The sequence below is a fragment of the Mycobacterium kansasii ATCC 12478 genome (assembly GCF_000157895.3).
GTDB lineage: Bacteria > Actinomycetota > Actinomycetes > Mycobacteriales > Mycobacteriaceae > Mycobacterium > Mycobacterium kansasii.
On sequence record NC_022663.1, the window covers coordinates 3,752,809 to 3,767,530 of the forward strand.

The 14,722-nt window shown below is 62.9% G+C and carries 11 protein-coding genes and 2 pseudogenes; 2 read left to right on the forward strand and 11 right to left on the reverse strand.

Annotated features, from left to right (window positions below; all coding sequences use genetic code 11):
• Positions 1 to 489: 489 nt before the first annotated feature.
• The 4 genes from MKAN_RS16340 to MKAN_RS33055 form a co-directional block, all read right to left on the reverse strand.
• A complete protein-coding gene (locus MKAN_RS16340) occupies positions 490 to 1,821 on the reverse strand; it encodes an adenylate/guanylate cyclase domain-containing protein (RefSeq protein WP_023369937.1) in 1,332 nt (443 codons plus the stop codon).
• 86 nt (positions 1,822 to 1,907) lie between these two features.
• Positions 1,908 to 3,008, reverse strand: coding sequence for a ferritin-like domain-containing protein (locus MKAN_RS16345; RefSeq protein ID WP_023369939.1), 1,101 nt, complete (start codon positions 3,006 to 3,008; stop codon positions 1,908 to 1,910).
• Between the two features lie 154 nt (positions 3,009 to 3,162).
• Entirely contained in the window at positions 3,163 to 4,917 is a 1,755-nt protein-coding gene (locus MKAN_RS28810; RefSeq protein ID WP_023369941.1) for a YncE family protein, read from the reverse strand.
• A 432-nt stretch (positions 4,918 to 5,349) separates the two neighbouring features.
• Positions 5,350 to 5,628 (reverse strand): GNAT family N-acetyltransferase, encoded by a 279-nt coding sequence (locus MKAN_RS33055; RefSeq protein WP_023369944.1) that lies wholly within the window; start codon positions 5,626 to 5,628, stop codon positions 5,350 to 5,352.
• Positions 5,629 to 6,468: 840 nt separating this feature from the next.
• On the opposite strand from MKAN_RS33055, the gene MKAN_RS16365 reads away from it, so the two are divergent.
• Positions 6,469 to 7,586 (forward strand): IS3 family transposase gene (locus MKAN_RS16365; RefSeq protein ID WP_122530125.1). Its coding sequence is split into 2 segments (ribosomal slippage): positions 6,469 to 6,736 and positions 6,736 to 7,586, totalling 1,119 coding nucleotides; the frame shifts between segments, so codons are not numbered across the junction.
• Positions 7,587 to 7,714: 128 nt separating this feature from the next.
• Here MKAN_RS16365 and MKAN_RS16370 read toward each other — a convergent pair.
• From MKAN_RS16370 to MKAN_RS16405, 7 genes and pseudogenes are all read right to left on the reverse strand, one after another.
• On the reverse strand, positions 7,715 to 8,020 hold the full coding sequence (locus tag MKAN_RS16370) for a hypothetical protein (protein ID WP_023369948.1): 306 nt from the start codon (positions 8,018 to 8,020) through the stop codon (positions 7,715 to 7,717).
• A gap of 614 nt (positions 8,021 to 8,634) precedes the next feature.
• Positions 8,635 to 10,119 carry a putative alpha/beta hydrolase gene (locus MKAN_RS16380; RefSeq protein WP_023369952.1) on the reverse strand — a complete coding sequence of 495 codons (1,485 nt, stop codon included), beginning with the start codon at positions 10,117 to 10,119 and terminating at the stop codon, positions 8,635 to 8,637.
• Positions 10,101 to 10,415, reverse strand: a complete 315-nt coding sequence (locus MKAN_RS16385; RefSeq protein WP_036396191.1) for a DUF2563 family protein — start codon at positions 10,413 to 10,415, stop codon at positions 10,101 to 10,103. Before MKAN_RS16385 ends, MKAN_RS16380 begins: the two co-directional genes overlap by 19 nt.
• A 216-nt stretch (positions 10,416 to 10,631) precedes the next feature.
• Positions 10,632 to 10,936: pseudogene (locus MKAN_RS32065) on the reverse strand (integrase core domain-containing protein); the annotation flags it as partial.
• A 118-nt stretch (positions 10,937 to 11,054) separates the two neighbouring features.
• Positions 11,055 to 12,095 carry a tyrosine-type recombinase/integrase gene (locus MKAN_RS16395; protein ID WP_023369958.1) on the reverse strand — a complete coding sequence of 347 codons (1,041 nt, stop codon included), beginning with the start codon at positions 12,093 to 12,095 and terminating at the stop codon, positions 11,055 to 11,057.
• Positions 12,095 to 13,045 carry a tyrosine-type recombinase/integrase gene (locus MKAN_RS16400; RefSeq protein WP_023369960.1) on the reverse strand — a complete coding sequence of 317 codons (951 nt, stop codon included), beginning with the start codon at positions 13,043 to 13,045 and terminating at the stop codon, positions 12,095 to 12,097. Before MKAN_RS16400 ends, MKAN_RS16395 begins: the two co-directional genes overlap by 1 nt.
• Positions 13,042 to 14,241 (reverse strand): tyrosine-type recombinase/integrase, encoded by a 1,200-nt coding sequence (locus MKAN_RS16405; protein ID WP_023369962.1) that lies wholly within the window; start codon positions 14,239 to 14,241, stop codon positions 13,042 to 13,044. The genes MKAN_RS16400 and MKAN_RS16405 overlap by 4 nt, the downstream gene beginning before the upstream one ends.
• A gap of 151 nt (positions 14,242 to 14,392) precedes the next feature.
• On the opposite strand from MKAN_RS16405, the pseudogene MKAN_RS16410 reads away from it, so the two are divergent.
• A pseudogene (locus MKAN_RS16410) lies at positions 14,393 to 14,710 on the forward strand (integrase core domain-containing protein); the annotation flags it as partial.
• Positions 14,711 to 14,722: the final 12 nt, after the last annotated feature.

Genomic DNA, 14,722 nt, shown 5'->3' on the forward strand with positions numbered 1-14,722 from the left:
ACCCGTCCCCTGCCGCTACAGTAGAAGAGGATACGTGTCCGGCCCCGCGGGGACCGTTTATCGCTATCCATTTTCCTCGCGCAGTGAAGCCAATGCTGCTTTGCGATTCAGATGTCCCACCACCTGGTTGGGCTGCCCGGTTTGGTCGCTGGTCCGTTGTGGCATCAGGTGCACGAGAACCAAGGAGGCACTCGGAAAATGATTGGCCGCTGCAGCTACCGCGTCGTTTGGCCTTCGAAGTACCGCAATAACATTGGACGCTGGTGCTTCCCATCCAAGGCAAAACCGGAAATTCGATGCACCGAGGGTGTGACATCGCCACCGGCAAGCCCATGTCCCACGGTCATTCAAGTGCACGGGCTTCGGCTCGCGCCCTAGCGAGTTCTCATGAATGGCCGGTAGTACCTCGGTGGCGAACACGCTGCTGACGCAGAACGCAATTGTGAATCTCATGAGTTAGCAGCGCCGGTAAACATAGCGGTGTACGGGCTAGGTGGTGACCCGGTACACCTCGACCGCCTCGGGTAGGCCCTTGAGGCGTTGTGGCCCAAGGCTTTCGAAGCTCAGGCCCGATCCGGCGGAAAGATCGCGGACGGTTCGGCTGGCCACCACTTCACCTGCGCCCGCCAACGCGCCGACGCGGGCACCGGTGTGCACGGCCATGCCGCTCCACTCCTCGCCGCGCCGTTCGCACTCACCGACGTGGACGCCGGCTCGGATCTGGATGCCGCGGGTGGCCAGCGTCGGGACCAGATCCAAGGCGCACCGAACCGCCTTCGTCGGCCCGTCGAAGAGCGCAAAGATCCCGTCTCCGGTGTGCTTGGCGCGGTGACCGCCGTACTTCGCCAATAGCCAGTCGACCGCCCTGTCGTGCGCATCGAGCTGATGACGCCAGTGGGCATCACCGGTGGCGCTGAGTTGTTCTGTGGAGCCGACGATGTCGGTGAACATGACGGCTTTCAGGATTCGCTCGTCGGGTCGTTCGCTTGGCTTTTCGCAGACGAACTCCACGACCGACGGCACAAAGTCGGCGATGATGTCGAAGGGGCTGTGGGGACCCGGCGGCAGCGGCTGAAAATGCGCCTCCGGAATGGCGGCGGCCAGGGCCGCGGCCGCCTCGATGGGCACCAACCGATCGCCAGGTCGGGCGAAAACCAGGGTCGGTGCCCGCACCAAGCCCAGGACGCTGCGGACGTCGATCTCCATGAAGGCTTTCCACCACAGTTTGGCCATTGTCGGACTCGCTATAGCGCGCTGGAGCTTGCCGAACATTGCTCGCACCCCGGATGTGTCGGCCGTCGCACTATAGAACAGATCGGCCAGTGCGCCCTCTCCCCAACGGTCGTCGATCTCGTCGAGCTGCGACTCGATCTCGGCGGGCGTGAACCCCCACGGGAAGTCGGGGAGCTCTTGGGAATACCGCGCCGCAGTGCCGTAAAGAACAAGGGACGCAACCCGTTCCGGGTGGGTGGCGGCGAATAACACGCTGACCGATCCGCCCTCGCTGGTGCCCAGGAATGCTGCCCGGCCGGCCCCGGCGGCATCCAGGATGGCTCGCACATCGTCGATCCGCTGGTCCAGCGATAACGGCTGGGTCGACGGGTCCGACAGGCCCGTCCCCCGTCTGTCCCAAACGATCAACCGGGTCGACTGCGAAACCCGGTCGATGAACTCCGCATACGGGCTACCGGGTTCGTCAATCGTGTCGACGTTGCTCAGCACCCATCCGGACACCCAGATGAGAAACGGGCCAGTATCGCCGAATACCCGGTAGGCCAACCGCACGTCCCCGTTGCGGGCGTAGCGCAGTGGCGCAGTCACGTCAACATCCTGGCATCAGCCGGCGGTCACCGTTGACGCGGCGTCAAGACACCAGGTGTTACCCGGTCGTCAAACCGGATATCGGGTTAGCTCGCGCCCGCCGCAATTACCTGGTCAACCTCGAGTGCCCGGCTGGCCATCTCGGCGTGTGCCTTTTCCAGCGCCTCGGCCTGATCCTCGTCGGCCTTGATCAGCGCCTCGATGTCGAAGCCGGCCATATCGTGAACACCCATGTCCCGGAAGGCTTTCTGCACCTTGTCGCCCCACAGCCCGATGTCCTTGACGATGGGCACGATGCGGCTGAACAGGTGGGAGCGGAACTGGATCATCAGCGGCGACCTTTCGACCCATGCGGCGCATTCCTGGACGTCCATGCCCAGGGTCTCGAAAACCTCCTCGCCGCGGAAGCGGTCGCGCATCAGGTAGCAGGCGTCCACGACGAACTCTTCGCGTTCGTCCCGTTCGGCCTCGGTCAGCGCGGAGTAGTAATCCTTCAACGAGATCCGGCCGAAAGCGACGTGCCGGGCCTCGTCCTGCATGACGTAGGCCAGCAACTGCTTGGCCAGCGAGTCCGGCGGCGCCATGTCACGCAGCACCCCGAAGGCGGCGAGCGCGAGCCCCTCGATCAGGACCTGCATCCCGAGGTAGGGCATGTCCCAGCGGGAGTCGCGCAGGGTGTCGCCCAGCAGCGCGGTCAGGTGCTTGTTGATCGGGTAGACCAGGTCGACCTTGTCCTGCAGGAACCGCGAGAACGCCTCGACGTGCCGGGCCTCGTCCATGGTCTGGGTGGCCGCGTAGAACTTTGCATCCAGGTCCGGGACGACCTCGACGATCTTGGCGGCGCACACCATCGCGCCCTGCTCGCCGTGCAGGAACTGCGAGAACTGCCAGGCCTGGAAGTGCTGACGCATCTCGGCGCGACGTGCGTCGTCTGCGGCGTCCCACATCGGGCTGCCGAACAGCGGATGAAACTCGTCGGGCAGTCCCACGGGGTTGTGGGGGTCGACGTCTTGCGCCCAGTCGATGCGCGACTGGGCATCCCACTGCTTGTCCTTTCCCTTCTGGTACAGGGAAAGGAGCCGGGCGCGTCCGTCGTCGTACTCCCAGGTGAAGCGCGCGTCGCCGACGCTGGGGACCTCCCATGAGTAGGGGTCGGGCACGTCCGTGTACTTGTCCCTGGTGGTCATGAGATGCCGCCTCTCTGCGGGTGTGACCAGTGGTCATATGATCGATATCACATTGCACCGCGTTCGGGAGCGTGCGTCAACCCTGTCTGGCGATCGCGGGGCGAGATGCCGGCGGTGGATGATCTCTGGCCGGATCCGCCGCTTCGTGGCAACCCTAGGGATCTTCGATCACTGACACCGTGTGCTCGGCGGTGTTGGCGACGTAGACGGTGTGGGTGCCCGGATCCACCGCCACCGCGCCTGGCCACGAGCCGACGGGAAAAGTGGCGGTGACCTTGTTGGTCGATCCGTCGATCACCGACATCTTGTCCATTCTGGTGACGACGAAGACCTTCCGGGTACCCGGATCCACCGCCACCCCGTTCGGCTGAGCGATGCCCACCACGGTCGAGGTGACGGTGTTCGTCGATCCGTCGATCACCGACACCGTGTCATCCTCCAGGTTGGCGAGGTAGACGGTGTGGGTGTTCGGATCCACGGCGATCGGGTTGACGTCGCTGAAGCCGCCGCGGACCTTAACCGTGGCGGTGACGGTGTTGGTCGATCCGTCGATCACCGACACCGTGCGATCCTCGAGGTTGGCGACGTAGACGGTGTGGGTGCCCGGATCCACCGCGACCCCTATCGCGCGGGAGCCGACGTCCACCCTGGTGGTTACGGTGTGCGTTCTCCCGTCGAACACCGACACCCTTCCGGGGAGACTAGCGACGTAGACGGTGTGGGTGACCGGATCGACCGCCACACTCCTAGCGCCTCGGCCGCGAGGGTCACGCAGGGTGGCGGTCACGGTGTTGGTCGATCCGTCGATCACCGACACCGTGGCATCGTTCAGGTTGGCGGTATAGACGGTGTGGGTGCCCGGATCCACCGCCACACTGACCGGCTTCTTGCCGACGGGCACGGTGGCGGTGACCGTGCGCGTCTTCCCGTCGATGACCGACACCGTGCTGTCTTCATAGTTGGCGGTGTAGACGGTGTGGGTGCCCGGATCCACCGCCACCGCGTATGGCCCCTGGCCGACGTGCACGGTGGCCTTGACCGGGTTTGCCGGCTGGGAGCGGTAATAGAGCGTGGCAAACATCCCCACGACGGCGAGAGCGCCCGCGATGGCCAGTACCCGCAGCAGCCGGCGTCTTGTCGTTCGGCTGGATTCGAGACGGGGTTGTGTTGGCTGCGGGGACGGTGCGGGGCTCGGCGATTCGGCGTCAGTCTTCATCCGCGTTGTGGAGACGAAAAAGTGAATCAATGGGATGCCGAACACCGGCAGGAGCAGCAGAGCGGCCGGCCCCAAATCGACGTGGAAAGGCGATCCCAGGGCGGTCGCAATCGCCGCCGCGCAGGAAAGCGATCCAACCGGAATCAGATAAATGATGACGAACAGCCAGGTGGTGACTTTCCAGCTCTTCGCCGATCGCTGAAGACCCGCCTCTTCGCTCAGCCAGCGCATCGCCACACAAAACACCACGGTGGCGATCATCGATGCGACGCCCACCAACGAGAAGAACAGCGCAACCGCCGCGGGCGTTGCGTAGATGAAATGGCCATGGATTGCATCCAGGAGTGAGAAAACCGCCGCGATGATCACAAACCGCAGTGCCGATCGGTATCGATCGTGGACCCGAATCTTGGCCAGCTGGGATGTCCCCCACAGGATCATCAACATCCCCACCGCATCGTTGGCGAAATCAAATCTCCATCCGACACCGTTGACCGTCTGGCTGTAGGTGAGGTCAACGAGACAGATCAGCGCACCCCAGACAATCCAACGCAATGGCGAGATCGCCGACCGAATGCCTGTGCTGGCCGCGGGCGAACTGGCGGGCGGATTGATGAGGAATTCCGTATCCGGATACCGGCCCGGCGGTGGCGGTGTCGGCGGTGTCGGTGGTGTCGGCGGTGGTGTGGTCATCGGCGTGGCTTGTTCATCGGACCAACTCCTCTTGGTACAGCCTGGCGCCAAGCTAAGGCGCGAAGGCTCCTGCAAACGAGTGCCAAAAGTCCCCTGAGCAGCAGCGAATGGCCCCGCACGTGGCTAGGCAGGCGGCAGTGATCCGGGCGCAGCGGAGCTGGTTATGAGCCCGAAGACTTCTTAGGCGCCCCCGTCGATCACTCAAGATGTGAACATGGCGCTGGGCAGCACCATGTTCAATCAGTGTTCAATCAGTTCGGGACGTCCGCGACACCTGTAAGGCCGGAACACTCGCCTTGGCGTCTTTGATGAGCAGCATCAGGTGAAGCGGATCGGTGGGGACGGTTCGAACTGGTAGCGGGTGTAGAAGCTGCGCGCCTGGTCCTGCAGTGCGTGCACCAGGATGGCACGGACGCCGATGTCCTGGGCGACCTACACGCTGCGTGCAACGGCGTCGCGGAACAGGTTCTCGCCGAGTCCGCGGCGTTGGTGTTTCCGGTCGATGGAGAGGCGCGACAGCAGGATCACCGGCATCGGGTCGGGCATGTTGCGGCGGAACTTGCCGGTGCAATCAGCGTGCGACACCGCCCCGGTTGAGAGTGCGTAGTAACCGACGATGCGGCCCCCTCGGCGGGTGACGAAGCAGCCAGCAAACAATTTCTGCAATGAACGCCGTGCAATGAACGCCGTGTCAATGAACGCACACCGCACGATAACGCATCTCCGACACCCGCAACTCCCGCAACATGCCGGCTCCTTCCGCAGTCCATCCAGACCACGAAAGCGGCCACAACTCACCAGCCGCCACCGCCAGGGTGTAAAACACCTACCGGAACTGTTGTCGCACACCTACCGGAACCGCGTCCCAAACCCGTAAACCAGCAACCGGAACTGAAATGTCAAGCATGAACCGGAACCGCACAGGTGCTGCCGTCTGGCTGTGTCACGGTCAAACGACGGTCAAGACCGGCTATCGGCGGGAGCTAAACTAAACGGATACGCCGCTAACCAGCGGGTTCCTGGAGCCGATGACGGGAATCGAACCCGCGTATTCAGCTTGGCAGTCTCACGATCGTCGAAGTCCGTGATGGTCCGTTAAGTAGTTGTGCTGCAAGGGTATTGAAGCTGATCTGGTTACTGGAATCTGAGCGAGTACGCCACGAATCGCGGACGTTTATACGGCGAAAATACGGAGTGGCCGCAAACCATTCAACGGCGCGGTGCACGTGGGCTGAGTGGTTCGGAACAACCGCGTGGTGACGCGCACCCTGTTGGTTGAACCTGCCGGAAATATCTCCTTTGGGCGGTGCCGAATGACCGCGGATGCGGTGCTCACTGACTTGCCGGGGTACATGTGTACCTGCGTACACGGCGCATCGGTCCTGTGAGGGGGACCCATTTGATGGTCCAGTCGCTATGCGGCTTGGGGTCGGTGGGTCGTGGTCCACTGTAGGGCGAACTCGGTTGGGGTTGGCCTGACCCCGATCGGTTGGTCCATGGCTTATGAGAGTCTTGCAGCCCACGCTGTGGGCAGGAAGGCTCAACAAGATCATGGCAACAAGGAAGCGGCATAGCCCCGAGCAGATCGTGCGCAAGCTGACGCTGGCGGATCGGCTGTTGTCCGAGGGCAAGGACACAGCGGCAGTGTGCCGCGAGCTGGGTGTGTCGGAGGCGACGTATCACCGATGGCGCAATCAGTTCGGTGGTTTGAAGGCCGAGGATGCCAAGCGCCTGAAGGACCTCGAGCGCGAGAACGCAACGCTGAAGCGGCTCTTGGCAGATGCCGAGTTAGAGAAGGCTGCACTCAAGGAGATCGCGCGGGGAAACTTCTAGGCCCGGAGCGTCGGCGGGCAGCCGTTCGTCACCTCCAGCGTGTGCTGGGGGTCAGCGAACGGTTCGCCTGCCGCGTGACCGGGCAGCATCGGGCCACCCAACGCCACGAACCCGCCGCCGAGACTGCCCAGGACCCCGATGCCGGCTTGCGGGCCTGGCTGCGCCGCTACGCCAAAGACCATCCGCGGCGTGGGTTTCGGCCCGCTTATCACGATGCCCGCGCTGAAGGTTGGCAAGTCAATCACAAGAAGGTGCAACGGCTCTGGCGTGAGGAAGGCTTGCGCGTGCCGCAGCGGCGGCGCCGTAAACGACGCGGTAGCTCCACCGCCCGGCCCGAGGTATGCGCCGATGCCCCCAACCGGGTCTGGGCCGTGGACTTTCAGTTCGATTCCACTACCGATGGGCGCCCGTTCAAGATCGTCTCGATCATCGACGAGCACACCCGCGAATGTCTCGGCGACAAGGTAGACCGCAGCATCACCGGCGAGGACCTCATCGACGAACTTGACCGCATCGCCGCTCAACGCGGTACCTATCCGAACGTGCTCAGATGTGACAACAGACCCGAATTAGCCTGTGCGGCAATGGCAAACCGGGCCGACGGTCACGTCGGGCTGCACTTTATCCCGCCCGGTGAACCTTGGCGAAACGGCTACGTCGAATCATTTAACTCCCGCATCCGCGACGAATGCCTCAACATCAACAGCTTCTGGTCTCTAGCCCAGGCCCGCGTGGTCATCAGCGACTGGAAACATGACTACAACCATCACCGGCGGCACTCTGCCTTAGGCTACCAAGCCCCCGCCCACTACGCTGCCACCTGCACCCACCAATGAACGACTCTCGTTCGCCGTGGACCAGTTCACGGGGTCCGGTCACAACGGCGTCACCGGCCACGTGCGGAAATGCTTTGGCCGCGCCGTGTCAGTGGCTCGCCAACATCAGGGCGGCGTGTGTGAGGGTTTTAGTGCGACGTGAGGAGAGCGCGGCCTTCGTCTTGGCAACCGGCTAGGAAATCTGGGCCCGAGTCAACGCGCGCTATCTTGCCGCTTTTGAGGTCGCCCATCAGTACTTGCTGGCAGTACTGGTTCAGGTCTGTACCGGGATTCAACTGCACATGGTATTGCTGAACCTGTTCATCAATGGCCTGTTTGCCTTGCGAATATGACGGGGAGTTGGGATCGGCCACCGCGGCAGGCGCAAAGACAACGGCGACGGCCCCAACAACCGCTGCCAGCGTGACGCGGCGACTGCAATTCACGAAGATCATCTTACCTCCCGATCGGCCGAAGCGCAGCCAGGATGTTTGCCCCACATGCGGGGCCGCCTAGAAGGTCCACGAGCCAGATGATTGAAGCACGAACCCGCGGTGCAGGATTGGGTCGATACAAGCGGTCAACCGGTCGGCACCAACCAGGCAGGTGGTGTTTGCGGCGGAAATCTTTTGGCCGACGTTCAGCACCGGTGCTGTGATGACCGGGCAGGTGCCTTGAAAGAAACCGTAGGGACCCAGATCCGAGTGCAGAGAGCTTGCCACCCCCACCCTTTCACAGCCATTTTGTCCACGGGGAGCGGAATCTGGCAGACCCGGTAGCGGCCCGTCGCACTCGGCGCTGACGTGATCTGCAGGGCCATTGGCTAGCGAGCCCCAGCCGCACTGCAATCCGTCAGGGGTTGCGAAAAATACTCCGCCGCCACCGCGGCCGAACTGCATCGTGTACGGGGCGGGATCCACCGGTTGAAAGGCGTTGAGATCCGGGAATTTCGGAGGTTCTGCGGTCGCAACAACATGCCTGGCGTAACACGAACCCAGCGCCAGCACCGCGAAGGTCCCGCTTGCTATCGCTATAGCCATCCTGGTCAACATGTGACGCCGCCTTGTGCTCAGTGTTGGACACTAAAGGTTGTTGTCCACGTATTGGGGTCGTAGAAAGTTGGATTGGCCGGATTGAACGGCCAGGTGCTTACCCGCAGCTGAACCGTCTCAAGCCCCGTCGCCGGATCGAGGGTCGTACCTGTCACCGTCGGTCCATACACGCTCGGAAGGGTCGCCTGCGTCACCAGAGGAACCGGTTGAGTGGTCATCAAACCTTGGGGAGTAGCTGCGGTGATCGCTTGCACGGCATCGCCGTTGGTCGCGCCGACAAGCATGAAACCGCCCCCCTTGAGTGAGACCAATTGGCTTTCACGATCACCGGGAAGGCTGACATTGCCGACGCGCTGCAAGGAATTCATCCAGCCGTTGGGATTGGCCGGGTCGACGGGTCCAGACACCCACATCCCGCGGGTGAGATCGCCGGTGCGGTTACTGGTGTTGCCGACGATCACCATCTGGTTGGTCTTGGGGTCGTAGACGCCACTGGCCTGATAGATCCCTGGCAGCTCACCAACTTTCACCGGATGAGCGGGGTCGGTGAAATCCCAGACCGATCCGTTGGTCGCGAACTGGTTGACCCCTGGCTGGATACTGCCGTCGGGGTTGCTGAAAAACGCATACCGTCGACCATCAGGACCCAGCGCGGTCCCCGTCGGCAGCGGCCGGGTGCCCGGCAGGCCTTGCGCCAGCTGGGATGCCGGGCTGCGGGGCAGACCGTCTCGCGGATCGCCGCCGAAGGTGGGACCCTGGCCATCTTGGAACTGGTCTTGTAGGTCGTAGGTGTTCTGTTCGTGTTGGGGCTGACCAGCAGGACCTGTGATCTTGGGGTCATTAGCGGGAAACCCTTGCCCCTCTCCGAGATCAGCGGGCTTGAGCTCAGTGGTCAGGACAGCGTCCTGTGGGGTGAGGTTTCCGTTCGCCTGGACCTGGTGCAGCAGATTGGCATAGGTGTCGCGAGTTGACTGCAGGTCGTGTAGGGCGGCCTGAGTGTCGCCGATTGCGTTGTCTTCACGCCCGGTGATAAACGCATCCAGCGCTTGTCGATCCGCGGCGGTGAGGGCGGGATCTTTTTCCATCTCGACCGCTTGGCCGATCATGTTGTCCAGCGTCTGCAGCTGAGTATCGAGAGCGGCGATCCTGGCGGCCGCGGCCTTTTGCGCCTCGGCCAGCGCGGCGGCGATGCTCTCCAAGTCAGCCGCGATCTTGGGCAACTGCAACGACTGGGCGCCGAGCAACTTTGTCACGCGCTGCACCTCGGCCGAGTCGTTGATGGGGTGATCACCATTCTGGTGATTCCACGCCGCGTCGAAGCGGCTACGGGCTTGCTCGAACGTGGCGTCGGCCTCTGCGGTGCATCGGCCAGCAGTGTGAAAGGCGTTGGCCAGCTGAGAAATCCGAAACGGGTTACCAGCCCGCAGGCTTTGGTTGACCGCCCACGGATCCCCACCAGCCTCGGCAATCAGGGCAGGGACGCTTATGTAACGGAGCTGCACCGCACTGCTCGTAGTTTCGCGGCGTTGCGCTCATCCATGTCCGTGAACCCAGCGGCGGCGTGATGCGCCTTGTCGCCAATTGCGCTTAGCGCTTCGTGGTGGGCCTGCAAGGTTTGGACGTGCTTGGTGAGCGACGCACTGACCACGCCGTGAAACGTCTCGCCTGCCGCAAATTCACCGAACGTTCCGGACGGCAACGGTCCCTGCGCTAACTGATCGGCCCCTTCCCGGGCATGCCCGCCCGCTTGGTGGGACTGGTTGCCCCCCGAATGCAGCAAATCAGTGTCAACAAACATCCCCGCCCTTTCCCTGCTGTTGGTAACCCTACTAGCGCGGACCTGCTGGTCAATCACATTTCCGTCGGCAGCGTAGCCCGTACCGGGTGCCGCGGTCGTAAACGAAGGTTGCTGGGACGGAGCCGTCACAGTCGGTTCGGTAAGTGCGTTCGTTGTGTCGGAAACCTGCATCGAAACTTGTCAGAATGGGCTTGACCCCTTTTAGTGGACACACGGTCAGGCGGCTTGTGCCGTCTGAATGAGTCGTTCTTCGAATTCGACCGGCCTCATCATAGCGAGGGCCGAGTGGCGGCGGCGCCGGTTATAGACGCGTTCGATCCAATCGCCCACGGCGAGCTTGGCGGCTGCTTTGGTCGGCCACAAGCATCGGTCGTAAAACTCGACTTTTAATGTGGCCCAGAAGGATTCGGCTTGGCATTGTCCCAACACACCGCGGTGCGACCAACCGAGCGAGCCAGGTTGTGCTCGCGGGCGAACCGCGCCAGTTGCGCTGAGGTGTATTGGCAGCCGCGATCGGCGTTAAGCCGAATTCGGCTTAATTCCGATTATGCCGAGGTCTGTGTTAAGCCGAGGATCTGCGGAGATGTCCTGCGCTCGTGGGGGGTGCTGGCGGATTTCTCGGCTTAACGTTTCAGGCGGTTATCGCAGACTGTAGAGGGTTTGGAGTTGGTCTTCGGTGAGTGGCTCGGTGGCCGCGGTGTTGATCGCGGGGGTGGCGGCGTTGATCGCTTGACGCATCATGTCCAGGGTTGCAAAGGCATAGAAAGCTGCTGTGGTGGAAGCGTTTTCGTGGCCGAGGAGGCGCATGATGATCGGTAGCGGGATGCCCTGCTGGTAGAGATCCATCGCTTTGGTCTTCCGCAGCAGGTGACAGTGGATGTTCGCCGGGATCGAAGGGCATTGAGTACGCGCGGATTCGGCGGCCTGCTTGAGCACGGCGGCGACCGTGTCAGCGGACAGTTCGGCAGGTCGCCCGCGATGCAGACTGTAGAACAATGGCCGTCTCGCGGGCAGTTTGGTGATGTTCGGGTGGAACTCGTCGAGGTAGACGTGCAGATGGCCGATGGTCTTGTCGGTAAGGGGCACGACGCGGGTCTTGTTGCCCTTGCCGGTAAGCAGGATGTGGCCGGGCTCGGTCAGGCGGAGATCGCCCAGGGTCAGGCCGGTGATCTCGCCCACGCGAGCCGCGGTGTCGTAGAGCAGAATGAGCAGCATCCGGTTCCTGCGAGATTTCGCTGTCTGCCCGGTGAACGCGGCAAGGATCGCCCGGGTTTGAGCTTCGGTGAGGTACTCGACGGGCCTGCGGGGCCCCGCCGGCGCTTTGAGGGCCTTGGCTGCCTGGCTGAGCGCGACGAGCGTGAGATCTTCGTAGGCCGCGTAGGCCAGGAACGCCTTGATGGCGCTGAGGCGCAACGTGACGGTCTTGGGCGTGTAGTGCCGCTGATCGGTCATCCAAGCCAGCCATCCCTTCAGGTGTGGACGGTCGAAGCGATCGAAGCTGACGTGCTCACGTCCGATGTGCTCAGCCTCAGCGAGGTAGTCCAGGAAGCACTCCAGGCTGATCCGATATGCCTCAACCGTTTTCGGTGACAGTCCTCTGGTCTTGGGTATGTAGGAGTGCAGATAATCGCGGGCGACCCCGAAGAAGTCCGGCGCACCGGTATGTGGGTCGCGTCTCATCAGAATCCCACCTGCGGTAGCAGGGACTGGCGGTCCCGGGTGATGTCGGCGTAGGCGGCCATGAAATCGGGCGAGGTGTGCACGTAGTAGTACGTGCTGTCAAAGGTTGCGTGGCCCATGTAACGAGACAGGTAGGGCAGCATCGCGGTGACGTCGTCACCGGCGGTCATCCACCGCTGGATATTGGCGTAGGCGAAGTGATGCCGCAAATCGTAGGGCCGTGGCTGTTGACCGGCCACGGGCCGGTCAAGCCCGGCCTGGTCCCAGATGCGGCCGAATATCTTCCCGACTGTTGCCGCGCTGACCTGGTTGCCGGTAGCGGAGACGAAAAACGTTCGGCGCGAGGCGAAATGATCTCGCGAGGTCCGGTCGCACGTGTCGAGGATCTCGACCACCTCGGCGGTCAGCGGCAGCCTGCGGCCGCGATGGCCTTTGGACCAAATGATGTCGATGTGTCCGGCGTCGAGGTCGACCTGACCGGTCTGCAAGGCGCGGGTTTCGCCGGTCCGCAGCCCGCACGAGTGCATCAAGGTGAAAAACGCGGCCGCCTGCCACCGCCACGGGCATGGCGTCTGAACCCGGGCGGCGGCAGCGAAGAACAATTCGATTTCACGCCGAGACAGCAGATAGGGATGAGCGGCAACGATAGGGGCTTTCCACCGATCAGAGAGCACATACGCGCCAGGGATCTCGTTCATTGCCATCCAGCGGCCGACGTCACGGATGTAGGACATCCAGGACCGGTAACGGCCCGAATGTTGCAGCTGAACAGCGACCCAGCCTTCAACCGTGTCCTTGTCGAACACCGTGCGGTCGTGCTCGGCGCAGTAGGCGTCGAACCGTTTCAGGTACCAGATGCGGGAAGCGCCAGTGAATCCCATCTTCGCCTTGAACGCCAGATAGGCATCCAGCTCGGTGGCGAACGCGCTGGTCAAGCCGTGGCCGCTCATGACCGCACAGCTTCTGGGACCGGCAGAACGCAATCGAGCAGACGTCGCCGGTCGACGCTCATGTAGAGGTTCGTCGATTCTTCGCTGGCGTGGCCCAGCACTGCCGCGATCGTCGGCAGTGGAACCGCTGCGGCCAGCAGCCGGGACGCGGCGTTGTGGCGCAGCAACCGGGTTCCCGCCTTCGCCTCGGCCACCCCCGCTTTCCGGAATGTCTCGACGGTCACCCGGTGCACCGTCGCGTGGTCGTTGAGCCGGGTGTGTGGCGCTTTCATACGCAGGAATAGGTGATCATCGCCGGAGCTGGGACGCTCGTCGAGCACATAAGAAGCCAGCTTGCCCAGCAGCAGCGCCGGCAACGGCAGCGTCAGCGGGTTGCCCGTCTTCTGCTGCACGATCCCGATCGTGTGCCCACGCCAGTCGACATCACCGATCCGCAGCGCCACGATGTCACAGGCCCGCAATCCCGTCGTCAATGCGAGCAAAGTGATCGCGGCGTCTCGCGCGCTGACCACCCCCGACGCACACGCACGAACAACCAGCTCTTCATCGGCGTCGCCCAAGAGGGGGACTATCGCGTGAAAGCGTTTGACGCCAGCCAGATTCAGCGCATTAACCAGATCGGCGCGGCCGGTGAACTTCAGGAACGGACGAAAGTTCGACACCACCCAAAACAGCGATGACCTGGCCCACCGATCCAGTATGGATTCCAAAAACGCCAAGACACTGGCACCATCCGCGCCGTCCAGCACGGCGATCCCGCGTCTTTCCAGGAACACCAGGTAGCTTCGCGCCACCCTTCCATAGGCCTCGCGGGTGGCCGGTGCCAGACCGCGCCGGCCCATCTCGGCCTCCCACGTGGCGTCCAGCGCAACGAAGTCGCCGCCCACCGGCCGTGGGCCTCCGCCGCCGCGGCCACGAACCGCCAGGTCCACCCGCCCGGTCTGCACATAGGAGTCGAACACCGTAACAAGACGCCGGTAATCGAACCGGCGCTGCGCGCTGAACCGGCCGGTGCGTACACTGGTCGTCATCGAGGCGAACTCCACACCCAAGCCGGTGGAATACTCACGCCCCGAGGCAAACTCAGTCAGCGCCTTGATCGTCTTGGCGTACTGACCAACCGTCGATTCCATATAGCCGGCCGCCCGCAACTCCGCCACGACAACCGCGCCGATCCCACTGACCGTCGTATCCATCACCGTCTCCTTCCACAGACGTAGAGATACGACGGACGCTAACCACCACCCGAAACGTTAAGCCGAGAAATCCGCCAGCACCCCCCACGAGCGCAGGACATCTCCGCAGATCCTCGGCTTAACACAGACCTCGGCATAATCGGCGTTAAGCCGAATTCGGCTTAATTCCGATCGCGGCTGCCAGTACACCTCAGCGCAACTGGCGCGGTTCGCCCGCGAGCACAACCTGGCTCGCTCGGTTGGTCGCACCGCGGTGTGTTGGGACAATGCTCAAGCCGAATCCTTCTGGGCCACATTAAAAGTCGAGTTTTACGACCGATGCTTGTGGCCGACCAAAGCAGCCGCCAAGCTCGCCGTGGGCGATTGGATCGAACGCGTCTATAACCGGCGCCGCCGCCACTCGGCCCTCGCTATGATGAGGCCGGTCGAATTCGAAGACCGACTCATTCAGACGGCACAAGCCGCCTGACCGTGTGTCCAC